19 protein-coding genes are annotated in these 15,279 nt (G+C 46.8%); 4 read left to right on the top strand and 15 right to left on the bottom strand.

Going from position 1 to position 15,279, the window contains the following annotated elements:
• Window positions 1–3: 3 nt before the first annotated feature.
• The 6 genes from ACMUEV_RS22455 to ACMUEV_RS22430 form a co-directional block, all read right to left on the bottom strand.
• A complete protein-coding gene (locus tag ACMUEV_RS22455) occupies window positions 4–1,422 on the bottom strand; it encodes a protein adenylyltransferase SelO (protein WP_190647418.1) in 1,419 nt (472 codons plus the stop codon).
• Window positions 1,423–1,669: 247 nt separating this feature from the next.
• Window positions 1,670–1,882: a type II toxin-antitoxin system VapB family antitoxin gene (locus ACMUEV_RS22450; protein WP_190647416.1), complete on the bottom strand. Its 213-nt coding sequence runs from the start codon at window positions 1,880–1,882 to the stop codon at window positions 1,670–1,672.
• Between the two features lie 75 nt (window positions 1,883–1,957).
• Window positions 1,958–2,314, bottom strand: coding sequence for a nucleotidyltransferase family protein (locus ACMUEV_RS22445; protein ID WP_242044215.1), 357 nt, complete (start codon window positions 2,312–2,314; stop codon window positions 1,958–1,960).
• A complete protein-coding gene (locus ACMUEV_RS22440) occupies window positions 2,311–2,514 on the bottom strand; it encodes a PIN domain-containing protein (RefSeq protein ID WP_242044214.1) in 204 nt (67 codons plus the stop codon). Before ACMUEV_RS22440 ends, ACMUEV_RS22445 begins: the two co-directional genes overlap by 4 nt.
• Before the next feature lie 82 nt (window positions 2,515–2,596).
• Complete coding sequence (locus ACMUEV_RS22435) at window positions 2,597–2,824, bottom strand: antitoxin (protein WP_017286994.1); 228 nt, start codon at window positions 2,822–2,824, stop codon at window positions 2,597–2,599.
• 287 nt (window positions 2,825–3,111) lie between these two features.
• Window positions 3,112–3,423, bottom strand: coding sequence for a hypothetical protein (locus ACMUEV_RS22430; protein WP_190647414.1), 312 nt, complete (start codon window positions 3,421–3,423; stop codon window positions 3,112–3,114).
• 315 nt (window positions 3,424–3,738) lie between these two features.
• Between ACMUEV_RS22430 and ACMUEV_RS22425 the strand changes: the two genes are divergently transcribed.
• Complete coding sequence (locus ACMUEV_RS22425; RefSeq protein WP_348251523.1) at window positions 3,739–3,861, top strand: hypothetical protein; 123 nt, start codon at window positions 3,739–3,741, stop codon at window positions 3,859–3,861.
• 14 nt (window positions 3,862–3,875) lie between these two features.
• On the opposite strand, the gene ACMUEV_RS22420 is transcribed toward ACMUEV_RS22425, so the two are convergent.
• The 8 genes from ACMUEV_RS22420 to hpxO all read right to left on the bottom strand — a co-directional run bounded on the left by ACMUEV_RS22420 (window position 3,876) and on the right by hpxO (window position 9,560).
• Window positions 3,876–4,253, bottom strand: coding sequence for a nuclear transport factor 2 family protein (locus tag ACMUEV_RS22420; protein WP_190647413.1), 378 nt, complete (start codon window positions 4,251–4,253; stop codon window positions 3,876–3,878).
• 70 nt (window positions 4,254–4,323) lie between these two features.
• On the bottom strand, window positions 4,324–4,494 hold the full coding sequence (locus tag ACMUEV_RS22415) for a hypothetical protein (protein WP_190647537.1): 171 nt from the start codon (window positions 4,492–4,494) through the stop codon (window positions 4,324–4,326).
• Between the two features lie 102 nt (window positions 4,495–4,596).
• Window positions 4,597–4,953, bottom strand: coding sequence for a hypothetical protein (locus tag ACMUEV_RS22410; RefSeq protein WP_199329209.1), 357 nt, complete (start codon window positions 4,951–4,953; stop codon window positions 4,597–4,599).
• 55 nt (window positions 4,954–5,008) lie between these two features.
• Window positions 5,009–5,269: a hypothetical protein gene (locus tag ACMUEV_RS22405; protein ID WP_190647410.1), complete on the bottom strand. Its 261-nt coding sequence runs from the start codon at window positions 5,267–5,269 to the stop codon at window positions 5,009–5,011.
• Window positions 5,270–5,973: 704 nt separating this feature from the next.
• A complete protein-coding gene (locus tag ACMUEV_RS22400; RefSeq protein WP_190647408.1) occupies window positions 5,974–6,492 on the bottom strand; it encodes a hypothetical protein in 519 nt (172 codons plus the stop codon).
• Between the two features lie 181 nt (window positions 6,493–6,673).
• A complete protein-coding gene (locus ACMUEV_RS22395; RefSeq protein ID WP_190647406.1) occupies window positions 6,674–7,906 on the bottom strand; it encodes a Zn-dependent hydrolase in 1,233 nt (410 codons plus the stop codon).
• A complete protein-coding gene (gene uraD, locus ACMUEV_RS22390; protein ID WP_190647404.1) occupies window positions 7,903–8,403 on the bottom strand; it encodes a 2-oxo-4-hydroxy-4-carboxy-5-ureidoimidazoline decarboxylase in 501 nt (166 codons plus the stop codon). The genes ACMUEV_RS22395 and uraD overlap by 4 nt, the downstream gene beginning before the upstream one ends.
• Window positions 8,400–9,560 carry an FAD-dependent urate hydroxylase HpxO gene (gene hpxO / locus ACMUEV_RS22385; RefSeq protein WP_017287003.1) on the bottom strand — a complete coding sequence of 387 codons (1,161 nt, stop codon included), beginning with the start codon at window positions 9,558–9,560 and terminating at the stop codon, window positions 8,400–8,402. The genes uraD and hpxO overlap by 4 nt, the downstream gene beginning before the upstream one ends.
• Window positions 9,561–9,874: 314 nt before the next feature.
• On the opposite strand from hpxO, the gene ACMUEV_RS22380 reads away from it, so the two are divergent.
• From ACMUEV_RS22380 to xdhB, 3 genes are all read left to right on the top strand, one after another.
• Window positions 9,875–10,276, top strand: coding sequence for a gamma-glutamylcyclotransferase family protein (locus tag ACMUEV_RS22380; protein WP_190647532.1), 402 nt, complete (start codon window positions 9,875–9,877; stop codon window positions 10,274–10,276).
• Between the two features lie 135 nt (window positions 10,277–10,411).
• Window positions 10,412–11,821 (top strand): xanthine dehydrogenase small subunit, encoded by a 1,410-nt coding sequence (xdhA, locus tag ACMUEV_RS22375; protein WP_190647401.1) that lies wholly within the window; start codon window positions 10,412–10,414, stop codon window positions 11,819–11,821.
• On the top strand, window positions 11,818–14,145 hold the full coding sequence (gene xdhB, locus ACMUEV_RS22370; protein WP_190647399.1) for a xanthine dehydrogenase molybdopterin binding subunit: 2,328 nt from the start codon (window positions 11,818–11,820) through the stop codon (window positions 14,143–14,145). The genes xdhA and xdhB overlap by 4 nt, the downstream gene beginning before the upstream one ends.
• On the opposite strand, the gene ACMUEV_RS22365 is transcribed toward xdhB, so the two are convergent.
• Entirely contained in the window at window positions 14,123–15,148 is a 1,026-nt protein-coding gene (locus ACMUEV_RS22365; RefSeq protein WP_190647397.1) for a DUF389 domain-containing protein, read from the bottom strand. The genes xdhB and ACMUEV_RS22365 overlap by 23 nt on opposite strands.
• Window positions 15,149–15,279: the final 131 nt, after the last annotated feature.

The raw sequence follows: 15,279 nt of genomic DNA, 5'->3' as shown, positions 1-15,279 counted from the left end.
CTTTCAATGGCGAATTCGAGTGAGTAAATCATAAAACGGTTGCCAGTTGTCGTCATCTGCAATCGGATTCCAAACCGCTTCAATCTCCGATCGAACTAAACCAAAGTCAGGATTGTAAGCTTTCAACCGCGCCGGAACTGCTTCAAGCTCAGGATGGCTCAAGGTATTTAAAGCCTGGCAATAACTCTGTCGCCAGTTTTCAAATAGGGTTGCTAACTCCGTGTTAGAAGTCTCACGTTGAGAGAAAATATTGCCTGCATCCTCACTCCAACTGCGATCGAACTGTTGCGTAATCTGAGCAAAGAAATCGTGATAGTCGATTTGAGACGCTTGCAGAAATTGCACAGTTCGATAGACCAAATTTGTCGCGATCGATTGCTCTAGCTGATCAAATCCCAATCGATACAGCATTCTCTGCCGATAAGATGACTCATAGCGATCGACAAATTTCGACAATCCAGATTTCAGATCTTCAGCCGAAATCACTCGCTTTAATGGAGCCTGCAACATTTCCAAGTTCCAGTAGCAAATTTCAGGCTGATTGGCATAGGCATAGCGCCCATAGTAATCAAAGTAAGCCGCAGTAAATCCAGGCTGATACGCTGGAATGAAAGCATAAGGCCCGTAATCAAAGCTTTCTCCAGTAATCGACATATTATCCGTATTCAAAACGGCGTGACAGAAGCCTGCCGCCATCCATTGCGCAACGAGATCAGCAACTTTTTCAACTAATTCTGCATAAAACAAAGCATAGCGATCGCGCTCATTGGTCAAATGCGGATAGTAAATTTCAATCACATGATCGAGCAGAATCGCGATCAAATCTTTGCGGTTCAGGGCATCGAGTCGTTCAAATGTTCCGAAGCGAATATGCGATCGACTAAAGCGAATCATCACCGACGATCGAGTGGGCGAAGGTTCATCGCCTCGCCAAAGCCCTTCTCCCGTTTCAATCAAGCTCAAACAGCGCGAAGTTCTCACCTTCAATCGATGCAGCATTTCTGCTGCTAAAACTTCTCGCACGCCACCCTTGAGCGTCAATCGACCATCACCCCCACGTGAATAAGGCGTTGTCCCAGAGCCTTTTGTGCCAAAGTCATACAATTCACCATCATTTGCACGAACTTGCCCATAGAGAAAGCCGCGCCCATCGCCCAAGGCTGGATTATAAGTTCCAAACTGATACCCGTGATAGCGCATCGCCAGGAGGGGATCGCGCCCCTGAAATTTGCCAAACGCTTCGATGAAATGCTCATCCGTTACGGCATCTAAGCCCAACTGTGCCAAGATATCGTCGTTGCGAAATCTAAGAATATGTTGCGGAAAAGACGCGGCAGAAACGCGATCGGAAAAATCATCTCCTAAGCGCTCAAACGCAGGCTCGTAGTCGAGTGCTAAGAGTGGGTTCACAAATTCGGTCATCAACTTGGATCGGTGAGGTTTCTATCATCCTAGCGGGAAATCGAGATCCCCAGAACGACTTCTCGCCTTGCACAGAATTTTGGAATTCGGAAGATATGCTTCTGAAGGTTCTCAAGGCTGAAAACGAAAATGTTGTAGAGATCGTACTTGAGCCATCGTCTCAAAATCACGATCGTGAATCAGAGCTTCGAGCTTTTGACAGACTTGACTTGTACGATCTCGGAAGACACTAATCCAAATCGATGTATCAATCAGCAGCATGACGAGTCTCGCGCAATGCCTTGTAGTCGAAATCCTCAGCGAATTGAATTTGCCCCGTGAGGTCAAGAAGGTTCTTCTTACGGCGCGATCGTACAAATTCTCGAAGAGCCAAATTAACTAATTCCTCTTGATCAGTAAGGTTGGTAAGCTCCAAGGCTTCGTTGAGAAGTGATTCATCGAGATTGAGAGTAGTTTGCATGGGGAAACGGTTGGATGACCCGCATTGGGGTTTCAGTATAACTGAAGGATTGAGGCTCCATTCTGCACTTAACACTCATCCTGAATTTCGAGTTGCATAAATCACCTGGGCTGAGGAAAGAATGTCGTGACGGCGTAAGTAGTTACGACTGGTTTCAATGCCCTGACGGGTAATCAGGTCAACTTCCCGACGAAAAATGGTTTGCAACTCTGCTTCCATCTGGTCTAGGGTACGGAAAGTGGGGTGAGCGTCTGGGTGAAATTGCACCATTACATCAATGTCGCTGTCGGGGCGAAAGTCATCGCGCAGGATAGAGCCAAATAGAGCGAATTCTGTCACTTGCCATTTGTGACAAAACTCAGCAATGTTCTCCATTAGTAATTCGATCGCTGCAATGCTCATGTCAGATTTACTCCCTTTGTCGCGATTCATTCTGCCCAGTTTTGCAGAGATAGATTGGCAATGCGTGAAAACTCTCGCACATTGTTGCTGACTAACGTAACGCTAAGGCTCAATGCGTGGGCAGCAATCAGCATGTCCATTGCTCCGATAACCAGTCCTCTACTTTCTAGATCGCTTCTGATTGCGCCATAGAGGGTCGCAGCCGCTTGATCAAATATCTGACAAAGCAAGATTTGAAAATCGCTCCAATACCTTTGGAGGTCTTTGCTTAATCAAATAGATGCAGATGTTCGTGTCCAACAGATATTGCATTTAGAAAGCCTCACGAACGTCGAGAGGGGGCTGCTCTCTCGTGGTCATGAAGTCTTCAGAGAATTGCTCTAAGCTATCGAAAAGCGATTGCCAAGGATGATCTTTGGCAATTAGAACGATCGCACTTCCAACTTTTTTAATGTAGACCTCCGTACCCGTCATTTTGCAGTCTTCGGGGAGTATGACAATTTGATGGGTGCCATCGGTGCTAAGTTTGGCAATATTCATGGTGCAGATCCTCTAAGTGTATTTGATGTTCAAGGCTTCTAACTGCTCATTCATCCAAATTATTGCTGTCGCTTCATCGGTTGCGATCGCTTGTTTTACTCCTGTTTTAGCAATTTCTAGTAGTTGTTTCGATGTCGATCGCCATTGCCCTCACCAACAACATTCTAGGCGCTATTTTTAGCAGGGAAAGTAGGAAACTCCATATTCAGCATCACAGGCTAATAGACAAAGCGCAACGAAGCATAAGCGTGCAATCCGGTCGGTGCACATGATGGCAGGTGTTGGGTTCATAAGCGCGGTGGAATAGGAGGACGACGGCTCCGAATCCGCCGGGTCAGTCGGATGAGTCCGAACCCCATGATTCCACCCCATAATGGCGCGCCGATGTAAGGGGGGAACCACACGCCCGGTATTGTCAGCACATGGGCTACTGCATACCACCACGGCTTTGGTGCACCGCGCCAGCCCCAAGCAGCCATAATAAACGCAAAGCAGAACAAAGTGTATGCAAGCGCGCAGAGTGGGACAAACACCCAGTAAGACCACCGCGACGATCGTGGTAAGGGGGTCTGGATTTCTGGAGGTTCACGTTTGGGCATGGTTTTGGTTGATGTTCTAAGTAGAGGGTGCAGTTGGCAAGTGGGAAATGATTGCACGGATGACAGCAAGCGATAAAGCTAGTTTTGTCGATCGAGAAAAACTTCTGGCAAGATTCATCGATACCTTGTGGCAATGAAAAAAGCTCAATTGTGAATAGAAGCAACTTTAATTTAGGTCGCTTTGTATAGGTTTAAGTTTCGAGTCTAGAGAGGTTATGCAATCTCATTCTTAAAGCGTGCTTTTGCGATCGCTGTTGATGCCTTATGACCTGATGCAATTTGCTTGACAAGTCCGATGATTTTGAGATGTTGCTAATGAACATCTCCAGTAGCCCCCAAGTATTATTCCGCATCAACTCTAAATCATTGCTGCAAGTCAATTCTCAGCAACGAACCGATTACTTCAAAGTATTGCCATTTGCCACGATGCAAGATTGAGCAAGTTTAGAACTTTAGACGATCGCAATAACGCTACCACCAACGATTTGCCAGCCACTTGTTCCTTTATGCCAAACTCTCATGTAGCGGTAATCACCTGCAAAAGCATTTCCTAAATACGTGCCGTTCAAGAAAATTTTAGCTGATGCAAGAACAAAGTGTTCGCTGCAAACTCGTATTACTAGCTCTTTAGGCACAAGTTCGTGAAACTGAGTACCACCAGTACGGTGCAAGTCTAAATCCATAGCTTTAGTGGCCAGTTCACCGGTTGGTCCAGCGAAAAGTAGATCATCAGCAATGAGCATATCTAACTCAGATACGTTGGAGGCTAACATTGCGGTATAAAGCCGCGCTTCACACTCACGAATTTGGGTTTCAATTTCTGAATCCATCTTTCCCACTACAGTTATACCGACACTTAACTATTTCTTATTATCGATCGCCTTAATCGTCATGTCATTTCTACCCCAAGACTTCTAGCTGCTGCTTGAGCCAGGTTGCTGCTGTCGCTTCATCGGTTGCGATCGCTCGTTCTACGCCTGTTTTAGCAATTTCTAGCAGTTGTTTCGATCGCGATCGCTTTTGGTAGGAGACTTCAAGCTTTAAGATCCCTCCACCGAAGGCTTGCAGCATAACGGCTAAAGTTAGCAGCGGCGTGAGAACTGGAACGAAGCGCGAAGACTCTGTACCGTCCGATCCACTGTGTTGTTAGGCTACTGGCTGTGGCTACCAACTTCATTCGTCCTTCGGGCAAACCTCAAAAGCCAACTCGTGTCGGTAAAAACACACGTTGAACTCTGCGAAGAAGTTCATGTGCCCAAGAATTACAGGTGTATCTCTCATCTCAGTCCAAGCAAATCCAAGCAGGACAGGAGGGAACCGTGCGATCGTACCTGACACGACTATACCGCGTGAATCACTCCGCGCTAAATTTCCACTTAATGGAATGGATACCGTTTGATTTTCCCAGACTGCCCCTAGCTGTAGACCAATCTCGTAGGGCAGAACATTAACACTCGCACCTGTATCCAGCAATGCTGTCACTTCTAGAGAGCGATCGCCCAGTGTAAGGGTTAAAGGGATATACGGCATGATCACTGCTCGCCCTAGCTTGTCTCTTCGTTCAGTAAATGAATAGCGCTGCCCACTAAGCATTGGAGGCTTCCTTTGCTGCGACCAAAAGGTCTGATAGTGCTTGGACAGATGCACTATCAGTTTGAGGCGACCATACCACGGCTTCAGTGGATGCAAGTTGCTGGAGCAGCATATTCTCCGAATTAGAAATTTCTGTTGGTTCTAGGTTGCATCCTTCTTCCTTAGCAACTGCTAGAAGGAGAAAATGGATAAGTCGTAGCTTATCTTGATGAGATAACTGCTCAACGGTCGGCAACAGTTCGCTGAGTGACATATCGCTTGCTCCAAAGAATACGCTTCTCTATTATAGGTTTGATTCTGCGGTTAGCCTCAGAGCATATGTTATCCGGCTAGAGAGTCTCACGAACGTTGAGGGGCTGCTCTCTGGTGGTCATGAAGTCTTCAGAGAATAGCTCTAGGCTATCGAAGAGCGATCGCTAGAGATGATCTTTGGCAATCAGAACGATCTCACTCCCAACTTTTTTATTTAATGTAGACCTCTGTACCCGTCATTTTGCAGTCTTCGGGGAGTATGACAATTTGAGGAGTGCCATCGGTGCTAAGTTTGGCAATATTTATGGTGCAGATCCTCTAGGTGAGTTTGATGTTCAAGGCTTCTAACTGCTCATTAATCCAAATCATTGCTGTCGATTCATTTCGATCGCTCGTGCTACTCCTGTTTTAGCAATTTCTAGTAGTTGTTCCGGTCTCGATCTCTTTTGGTGGGAGACTTCAACGTTATAAGAGTTTAAGACTTCAACTGAAACTGACCAAACCGCCAGCATCACAGCAGCTTAATTCTAAGGACTAACAGATAAGTTTTAATTCCCCCTACCGAAGGCTTGCGGCATCGCAGCTGAGATGAGCGACAGCAAGTAGCCTCACATAGAGATAAGAAAGTTGCTGTGTCTTTTTTACACATGCCGCACGCAAGCGGTTGTCAATAGTCTATCCTGCGGGTGATTTAAAAGTTAACTCCTAGTGAGGTTTATCTACTTCTGCTCGAAGCGTCGGGAGAATCCTTTGGACTTCGGTTATGAGTTCTGGAATATTAAATTCCTGACTCCAAAAATATAACTCGCCGTTTTGCGGATCGAAGTTACGAAAAAAATCAATCGGGTCGTGATGACCGAAAGCATATTTATGACCGATGTTAAAATCAACATTATTGTGACGTTGAGATTCATTCCACCACTTATCGAGTCGTTCGTCGAAATGTTCAAAATTATTTCGCATTGTGACAACTCGAAGAGGAGAAGCGTCGGATATACCAATGCTATCGCGTAAGGCTTGACGTTGTGCAGCAAACCGCCCACCTTGTCCCCATAATGCCTTAGAAATATTAGCGGCGGCATTTAGCAAGTTCTGTAAAGCATAAAACACGCGAGTTGTATTGTGAGCATGTAAACTGACGTTCACATCTTCGGCAGCAAACAATAAAAACTCGCATTGGTTAAGAACTTGTCGTTGAAATGTTCTGAGAAGCGTTAAATCCATGATATTTTACTAATCTTTTAGTTTCACCATAAGGCATCTAATAATTGTTTAGACTAAAATTTTCCGTACACCACACCAAATCGACGCACTATACGGAAAATTTCAGCATGTTTTCCACTTCACATTGAAAATACACCTTATGGCAAATCCGAAATCCAACTCCTGATGAGTAAAACCAAGTTTACCTATACAGACGATCGAGCTTCAAAAACGTCTGTAACAAAACATTCGTTCCCTGCGCGCACTCTTCGGGTGAAGTATATTCTTCTTCCGAATGACTAATTCCCGCCCGACTCGGCACAAAAATCATGCCCATATCAGTCATCCGCCCGACTTCTTGAGCATCATGCCCCGCGCGGCTTGGAAGCTGGATATTGGGTAGTTTGAGATCCCCGCAGATTTCCTCGATCGTGCTCATAATCTTCGGGGCTGCCAACGTCGGAAGAATGTGTAACGTCTGCCGCATCTCGATTTCCGTCAGAGTCGAATCCGCGATCGCTGCAATTCCAGACTTTAATTGTTCTACTAGCATCTCTAGATGCGACTGCGACAAATCTCGTAAATCAATTCTTAAATCTACTTCTCCTGGAACTGTATTCGTCGCATTCGGGGAAACGGTCAAATAGCCAACCGTCGCCACTTGATCACCCGGAGTCTCTGAAGCAATTTGATTTACTAGTAAAACAATCTGCGCTGCGGCAACTAAAGCATCTTTGCGTAGATGCATTGGAGTAGTGCCCGCATGATTTGGGCGACCTTTGATATTGACCGCAAATCGATACTGTCCAACAACACCGCTAACCACACCAATCGGAACCTGTGCATGTTCCAGCACTCCACCCTGCTCGACATGCAATTCTACAAATGCAGCAATATCAGTGCGTTGAGCCGTTTCAATCCGTTCCCAATCTCCACCCACTTTTGCTAAACAGTCTTGAATCGGCGTACCATCCAATCGCACATAGTAGCCTGGATCTTCATGAACTTCGCCAGACATCGCTTTACTACCAATCACCGATCGCTCTTCATCACTAAAAACAATTACCTCGATCGGATGATCCAGCCGAATCTTGTTCTCTTGCAATGTCCGAACCACTTCAATGCCTGCTAACACACCCAAACACCCATCGAACTTACCTCCGACTGGAACAGTATCAATGTGTGAACCCGTTGCTAAAGCAGGCGCATCAGCAATCTTACCTGCATATCGACCAATCACATTTCCCGCAGCATCAATCCGAGTCGTCATCCCTGCTGCTTCCATCCAGGATTGAACAGTTTGACGAGCTAGTAAATCTGCATCTGTAAAAGCAAGCCGACAGACCCCACCATTTGCGAGTCTGCCAATATTAGCAAGGTCAGTAATACTTTGATTTAAACGAGCACAATTAATCGATAAAAGGGTCAAAGTCATGAGGTTACCTGTTGGATAAGACGAAAATAAGCAATCTGGGAAATTTCAGCGATCGCAGTTTGCATTTCTGCACTCTGAGAATGCTCCAAGCGCGTCACAAACGCTTCAAGAATGCTGTCCTTTGTATGATTCTTCACCGCAACGATGAAAGGAAAACCAAACTGAGCTTTATAGCGTTCATTTAACTGATGAAAGCGATCGTATTCTTCAGGGCTAAGCCGATCTAATCCCACTCCTGCCTGTTCTTTCACAGAAGCATCTGCCATTTTTGCTTTACTGCCTAAATCTGGATGGGCACAGATTAAAGCTAGCTGTTGTTCAGAGGTCATCGATTGCACGATCGAGATCATGGCTTGATGCAGATCCTCCACACTCTCGAACGGTCGCTGCTGCCAAGCTTGAGCCGCGATCGTCGGAGTCTGTTCAAAAATCTCGCCCAATGCATCGGTAAAGGCAGATTGTTCCATTTGATTGAGCGCTGAGAGTGAATAGGTCATTGCAAGGGACCTGTGAGAATTGTTTTTGCGATCGCATCGGTGACATCACTGGGCGATTCTTGTCGCAGTTGGTCATACCATTGAGCCGTCACTTCAGGATCTTTTCCGTGAATGACTTCTGCACGATTGCGCGCTTTTTTGACGATCGAGCGAGTTCGATCTTCTCTCGCTGCTTCATAGCGTTTCAACGCATCCTCAACGCTGATATTCGTTGTCAGTAAGAAATGGTTCAGCATGTAGACATCTTCGAGTGCCTGACAGCCGCCTTGTCCCAAATCGGGACAAGTCGCATGAGCCGCATCACCCAGTAAAGCTACTCGTCCGCGCACCATACGATCGACTGGACCAACATCTGAAATTTCTAAGCGATTGGTCTGCTCTGGATTGATTCGCTCGATCAACGTTTGAACGGGTTCAGCCCAACCTTTGAAATGCTCAGCCAGTTCAGAGCGAATTAATTCAGGCGGCGCACTCGTTCCGAGGGGTAAGGGCACATCAAAAAAGAAATACAAGCGATCTCCGCCCACAGGCATCAGGGAAGCGCGTTGATGATTGCCCACATAGATTGTCCAAGTATTCGCCGGAGTTAACGCTTCGTCGGCTGCGACTAATCCATTCCAATTCACATAGTCGCGATAAGTGGGATGCACTTCTCGATCGAGAACATATTGCCGCAAGCTCGATCGCACGCCATCTGCCGCAATCAACAAATCTCCGGTCGCTTTATGCCCATTCTCAAACTGCGCCGTCACTTGCTCTCCATGTTCCTCAACTGAGAGACAGCGATATCCCAAATTCACAGTTCCCGGAAATTTCTTTAACAGCATTGCCTGTAAATCGGCTCTGGCGACCGGATAAGGACGCTGCCCAACCTCTTCAATCAAAGGATGCAAATTAACATGATTCAGTACCTCTCCCGAAGTGCTGAGGTACTGCATAAAATCCATTTGCCCGCCAATTTCGGCAATGTCTTTCCCCATGCCAAATCGGTTCAGGACTTTCACCCCATTCGACCAGAGTGAGATCCCTGCTCCACGGGGACGCAGTTCTTGTGCCCGCTCGTACACTTCGACGGTGTGACCTGACTGCGAAAGCGCGATCGCGGCAGTCAGCCCACCGATTCCCGCCCCGATAATCACCACCTTTAGCCCATCCATACCGAACTTCCTCGCGAAATGATTATCCCGTACCTTGATTGTTACAGAATTTCAGAATACTGTATACAATCAAGCTTGCTTAAGAATAGCTTGTGATCTCATTGTGTGAATGACCACATGCTTGAAGCAAAATTATCAATTTAGTCGAGTCACCTCCGACACTGATAGGCTGAGCCATCAATCGGCTCTCACCCAGATGATAAGGGAATCTTGACAGCATGAAGAAAGGTAACAAACCTGTCTATTCTGCACTCTGATCCCGCCTTAGAGTTCTACAACATACACAAGGAGTAGTTAGTATCGTGACGAGCAATATGACCTCAAACAATCGACGTGTGTTCATTTGTGGTTCTGCCTTGCGGGGACAGCCAGACCATCAAAACCTACAAGATGCAGTCTTTATCGGTGCGACTGCCACTCAGCCGCGCTATCGGCTGCATGTTGCAGGAGAAGATTGGCATCCTGCCATTCATGAGGTCGAATCGGGTGGCATTTCGATTCCAGGAGAAATTTACGAGATGACGCAAGCCCAATTTGAGTATTTAGAGGCGAATGAACCGCCGAATATGTATGCAACGGATGTGTATTTGGAGAATGGGGAAGTCGCGACGGCTTTCTTGTATCCGAAAGCACTGATTGATGAGCACAATTTGCCAGACATTTCTAATACGTATGGGGGTTGGGCGGCTTATAAGGCGAGAGAGGTGAAGGTTTAGGGAGGTGGGGAGTGGGGAGTGGGGAGATGAAGCAAAATTGTGGATTCAATTCTCAAATCTCCACTCTGCATTCTCCAATCCCCCTATCTCTCAATTCCCCTACTCCCCACTCCCCACCCTCTATCGAAAAAACCCATGACCCATCAGGCTTTAGAGAACCAATTATTTCTCACCCTCAACGGAGAACGAGTTTGCCTCAAGGGTGTTTCGCCATCGATGACTTTGCTGCAATATCTGCAACAGTCGCGGCGGACGGGGACGAAAGAAGGCTGTGGGGACGGTGATTGTGGGGCTTGTACAGTTGCGATCGTGGGTCGCAATCCTGACGGTCAGGCATGTTATCAAGCGGTCAATAGCTGCTTGATTCCTATAGGAGCGATCGCAGGTCGGGAAATTGTCACGGTTGAAGGAATCGCCAACGGAAAGCTTCACCCAGTTCAAGCGGCAATGGTAGAAGCCGGGGGATCTCAATGCGGGTACTGTACACCCGGATTCATCATGAGTCTGTTTTCTGCCTACTATGACGGTCGAGTGGATGATTTCTCAGTAGAAGGGAATCTTTGTCGCTGTACAGGTTATATTCCGATTCGCAAAGCGGCTCAGAATGTGACGAATGCTCCGCCTGCGGATCAATTCTCAGAACGATTAGAACAAGCTGCATTAGATCTCAGTTCAGTTGCCTATTCCAATCAAACGCAACAGTTCTATCGCCCCACTCAACTCTCAGAAGCATTAGAACTACTACAACAGTATCCAGAAGCAACTTTAGTCGCAGGCGGAACGGATTTAGGCTTGGAAATGAGCCATCATCGGCGATCGTTTCCGATTCTGATTTCGCTAGAAGGCATTCGAGAATTACAGCACATTGAGCAAGATAGTAACCAACTCACGATTGGTGCAGTCGTTCCTCTACATACGATTGAAACAACTCTGAAAGGAGTTTTTCCTAGCCTTGATGAAATGCTGCATTGGTTTGCGGCAAGGCAAGTTCGGAATCGAGCCACACTCGGCGGAAATATTGGCACTGCTTCACCGATTGGAGACTTACCTCCGGTTTTACTCGCTTTAGATGCAGAATTGACGATCGCGAATTTAGCCGAAACTCGAACGATTCCTTTATCTGACTTCTTCAAAGGCTATCGTCAAACGGATCTCAAACCCGGTGAAATCATTGTTTCTATTAGCATTCCGAAATCAATTCACGGAGTCAAACGCCTCAGCCAATCCTACAAGATTGGCAAACGCGGAACCGATGACATTAGCATTGTTGCTGCTGCTTTCGTAATTGACGTAGATCAAAACAACACCATTGTTCATGCTCGACTAGGATATGGGGGTGTCGCAGCAACTCCAATTCGAGCGATCGAGGTTGAAAATTTGCTGATCGGTCAGCCCTGGACGATCGAAACGATTCAACAAGTCAAACCCGTTTTACGAGAAAGCTTTACCCCTTTAACTGACTTCCGAGGAAGCGCTGCATATCGCAAGCTTTTGGTTGCGAACTTATTAGAAAAATTCTTTGTAGAAATGGAGGAGCTATCATGAGCGTCGGTAAACATAAGCCTCATGAGAGTGCAGAACTGCATGTGACCGGAAAAGCCATTTACACCGATGAGCAACGTCCTCCACTGGGAATGCTTTCGGTTTATCCAGTCATTGCTCCTCACGCAAAAGCAAAAATTCTCAGCATTGATACGTCTAAAGCTGCTGAAGTCGAAGGCTTTGTCACAGTGCTCACAGCGGAAGATGTTCCAGGTCGGAACAATACAGGCGTGATTGTTCAAGATGAAGTGCTATTTCCAACCGAGGAAATTAGCTATTGGGGACAAGCAGTGGTTTGGGCAGTGGGCGAAACTGAGGAAGCAGCACGCCTAGCAGCCTCGAAAGTCACGATCGACTATGAACCGCTTCAACCGATTTTGAGCATCAAAGATGCGATCGCTCACCACAGCTTTCACTCAAAAGCAAATCCCGTCAAACGGGGCAATGTTCAAACCGCACTCGAAAACTCTGCTTTTAATTTGAGCGGCAAAGTGTACATGAATGGACAAGATCACTTTTATCTGGAAACTCAAACCAGTTGGGTGATTCCTGATGGGGAAGGAAACTATCAAGTTTATTCTTCGACTCAGCATCCGACAGAAACTCAAGTCATTATCGGTCGAGTATTGAATCTCCCCTCGAATCAAATTACTGTGACTTGTATTCGTATGGGTGGAGCCTTTGGTGGGAAAGAATCTCAGGCGAATCCTTACGCTGCGATCGCAGCAATTGCTGCCCATAAAACAGGTCGTCCGGTGCGCGTGAAACTAAAGCGATCGCACGATATGACTTTAACTGGAAAGCGTCACGGCTTTCTCGGAATCTATCAAGTCGGGTTTAGTGAAACTGGAAAAATTATGGCACTAGACGTTGATCTCTATGCAGATGGAGGCTGGAGTTTAGATCTCTCTCCGCCTGTGTTACTTCGAGCCATGCTGCATGTTGATAATGCCTACTACATTCCAGATGTTGAAGTTCGAGGTGCAATTGCTAAAACGAATAAAGTCTCAAACACTGCCTATCGAGGCTTTGGTGGGCCTCAAGGTATGATTGTGATTGAGGATATTGTCGATCGCATCGCTCGAACTTTGAATTTGCCCCCTGAGCTAGTTCGCGAACGCAATTTTTACTATGGTTCGGGTGAAACAAATACGACACATTACGGGCAAGAACTCTTTGATAATCGCCTCGATCGCGTTTGGAGCGAAGTGCAAGCCAATGCGAATTTTGCAGAGCGAAAAATCGCGATCGCTGAATTTAACCAAGTTCATCGCTACAAAAAGCGTGGCATTGCGATCACGCCCGTCAAGTTCGGAATTTCATTTAATAAAACCCAATACAACCAAGCAGGCGCACTCATTCACATCTACACCGATGGCAGTATTCAACTGAATCACGGCGGCACCGAAATGGGGCAAGGCTTACACACGAAAATGCTCCAAGTTGCCGCATCTTCGCTTGGTGTGAAGCTCGATCGCTTTCGCATGATGAATACCAGTACAGATAAAGTTCCAAACTCCTCTGCCACAGCCGCTTCTAGTGGTTCTGATCTCAATGGTCAAGCGATTAAAAATGCTTGTGAAACTTTAAAGGCTCGCCTTGCTAATGTGGCGATCCAACTTCTCGACCTAGATACACCAGAAGATCTTGTCTTTGAAGATGATTGGATTTACTGCCAGAGCTATCCGAGTGCGAGAGTGAGCTTTGCCGAAGTGGTCGATCGAGCTTATAACGATCGCGTTTCTCTTTCTGCAACAGGATACTATCGCACTCCCAACATTCATTGGAATCCCGAAACCTGTACAGGCAGACCGTTTTACTATTTTGCTTACGGGGCTGCGGTCAGCGAAGTAGAAGTCGATGGCTTTACTGGGACTTACAAGCTGCGTCAAGTTGATATTGTGCATGATGTGGGTGAATCGCTAAACCCACTTGTCGATCGTGGTCAAGTTGAAGGCGGATTCGTTCAAGGAATGGGCTGGCTAACGATGGAAGAGCTAGTCTGGGATGAGCAAGGACGACTTCGCACCGATGCGCCAAGTACTTATAAAATTCCAACGATTTGCGAGATTCCAGAAGCTTTTAATGTTCACTTGCTCAAACGTGCTGCTCAAGATGGAGTGATCTATGGCAGTAAAGCTGTAGGTGAGCCGCCGTTTATGTTAGCCATGTCCGTGAGAGAAGCCATTCGAGCCGCGATCGCTGCCTTTGGTCAGACCGATACGGTTTCCTTACCGTCACCTGCGACCCCTGAAACCGTCTTATGGGCGATCGAATCCGTGCGAACCCATTCAAGCCAAGAAGTCACCGTCTCTTCTGAGGCGTAGAGTTAGAGGGGTTTGGTTGCCCTCGAACTTCTTCAATTTGACTCGCCGAAAAAATCAGCGTGAATTGCCGTCCCATTTCGCGCTGAATAAACTGTTCCAATAACTGCACCTGATTCGGTGTGATTTCTCCTCTTGAGCGCACACTCAAATACACTTCGGGCGGTGTCGTCAACCAATTCGTTTGAATATTGAGCAGTTCCATGCGTTGAAACGTGACCGTGCGATTGAGTAACGCCCGTTCAAGACTCATTTCGAGCTGTGCTTGACGTACCAATCGTGCAAAGCTGACTCCTAAAGGAAGCAGCAAAACAGAGGTCAGCACCAGCATCCAAATCAGAGCTTTCCGAGCACGTTTGAATGGAGCATATCCAATCAGCAAGAACGTTAGCGCACAAGAGAGCGCAATACCAAGCAAGTTGGTCAAATAGAGCAGAGTTGCGCCGAGACTGAGAGAACTATTCGTCTGCGCGAGTCCTAAGCCAATCGTACACACCGGAGGCATCAGTGCAACCGCGATCGCGGTTCCTGCCAGAGTTCCAGAAATTCTCGGTTCTGCCTTAGCGTAGGCACTAATTGCTCCTGCGACCACTGCTACTCCCAAATCTAAAAGGGTCGGTTTCGATCGAGCAAGCACTTCACTTCCATAGCTCGGTAATCCAACCATCAGTCCTAGCAGCAAAGACATCAGCAAGGCTAAAAGCGTCCCGACAATCACTGCGATCGCGCCTTTGCGAAATAGCTCTAAGTCTCCTGACAAAGCACCAAAAGCAATTCCGCGAATCGGTAACATCAAGGGAGCAATAATCATCGCGCCAATAATCACAGCCGCACTGTTTGAAAGCAACCCAAAAGTCGCGATCGCGCAGGACCCCATGATCAGAATGAGGTAATGCAGACTGAGTGTTGATTCGTCGAGCAATTCTGTCTGCACTTTCTGAATCCGATTCGGATGTCCTTTTTTCTTCCTAAATCTGGAGAAGCGATTGCGAATGTTAATGATCACGAGCTGATTCCTCCACTAAACAATCGAGCAGCACCAATGCACTCCCAAATTGATAAATTGATTTGAGGAGACAAATTTCCACCGCCTTCGGTTGGTCAAGCTGTTTTCCCAACTCCTTGTTCAAAAGTAGC

This window comes from Leptolyngbya sp. FACHB-1624, assembly GCF_047649235.1.
In the GTDB taxonomy this organism is placed as follows: Bacteria; Cyanobacteriota; Cyanobacteriia; order Leptolyngbyales; family Leptolyngbyaceae; genus Leptolyngbya; species Leptolyngbya boryana.
The sequence above is the reverse complement of the archived record's forward strand: the minus strand, read 5'-3'. Positions and strand labels throughout refer to the sequence as shown.

What these genes read in the sequence shown, in the direction of transcription:
- ACMUEV_RS22455 (WP_190647418.1), bottom strand. Translation starts at nt 1,422, where the DNA reads ATGACCGAATTTGTGAACCCACTCTTAGCACTCGACTACGAGCCTGCG.
- ACMUEV_RS22450 (WP_190647416.1), bottom strand. Translation starts at nt 1,882, where the DNA reads ATGCAAACTACTCTCAATCTCGATGAATCACTTCTCAACGAAGCCTTG.
- ACMUEV_RS22445 (WP_242044215.1), bottom strand. Translation starts at nt 2,314, where the DNA reads ATGAATCGCGACAAAGGGAGTAAATCTGACATGAGCATTGCAGCGATC.
- ACMUEV_RS22435 (WP_017286994.1), bottom strand. Translation starts at nt 2,824, where the DNA reads ATGAATATTGCCAAACTTAGCACCGATGGCACCCATCAAATTGTCATA.
- ACMUEV_RS22430 (WP_190647414.1), bottom strand. Translation starts at nt 3,423, where the DNA reads ATGCCCAAACGTGAACCTCCAGAAATCCAGACCCCCTTACCACGATCG.
- ACMUEV_RS22425 (WP_348251523.1), top strand. Translation starts at nt 3,739, where the DNA reads ATGAACATCTCCAGTAGCCCCCAAGTATTATTCCGCATCAACTCTAAA.
- ACMUEV_RS22420 (WP_190647413.1), bottom strand. Translation starts at nt 4,253, where the DNA reads ATGGATTCAGAAATTGAAACCCAAATTCGTGAGTGTGAAGCGCGGCTT.
- ACMUEV_RS22415 (WP_190647537.1), bottom strand. Translation starts at nt 4,494, where the DNA reads ATGCTGCAAGCCTTCGGTGGAGGGATCTTAAAGCTTGAAGTCTCCTAC.
- ACMUEV_RS22410 (WP_199329209.1), bottom strand. Translation starts at nt 4,953, where the DNA reads ATGCCGTATATCCCTTTAACCCTTACACTGGGCGATCGCTCTCTAGAA.
- ACMUEV_RS22405 (WP_190647410.1), bottom strand. Translation starts at nt 5,269, where the DNA reads ATGTCACTCAGCGAACTGTTGCCGACCGTTGAGCAGTTATCTCATCAA.
- ACMUEV_RS22400 (WP_190647408.1), bottom strand. Translation starts at nt 6,492, where the DNA reads ATGGATTTAACGCTTCTCAGAACATTTCAACGACAAGTTCTTAACCAA.
- ACMUEV_RS22395 (WP_190647406.1), bottom strand. Translation starts at nt 7,906, where the DNA reads ATGACTTTGACCCTTTTATCGATTAATTGTGCTCGTTTAAATCAAAGT.
- uraD (WP_190647404.1), bottom strand. Translation starts at nt 8,403, where the DNA reads ATGACCTATTCACTCTCAGCGCTCAATCAAATGGAACAATCTGCCTTT.
- hpxO (WP_017287003.1), bottom strand. Translation starts at nt 9,560, where the DNA reads ATGGATGGGCTAAAGGTGGTGATTATCGGGGCGGGAATCGGTGGGCTG.
- ACMUEV_RS22380 (WP_190647532.1), top strand. Translation starts at nt 9,875, where the DNA reads ATGACCTCAAACAATCGACGTGTGTTCATTTGTGGTTCTGCCTTGCGG.
- xdhA (WP_190647401.1), top strand. Translation starts at nt 10,412, where the DNA reads ATGACCCATCAGGCTTTAGAGAACCAATTATTTCTCACCCTCAACGGA.
- xdhB (WP_190647399.1), top strand. Translation starts at nt 11,818, where the DNA reads ATGAGCGTCGGTAAACATAAGCCTCATGAGAGTGCAGAACTGCATGTG.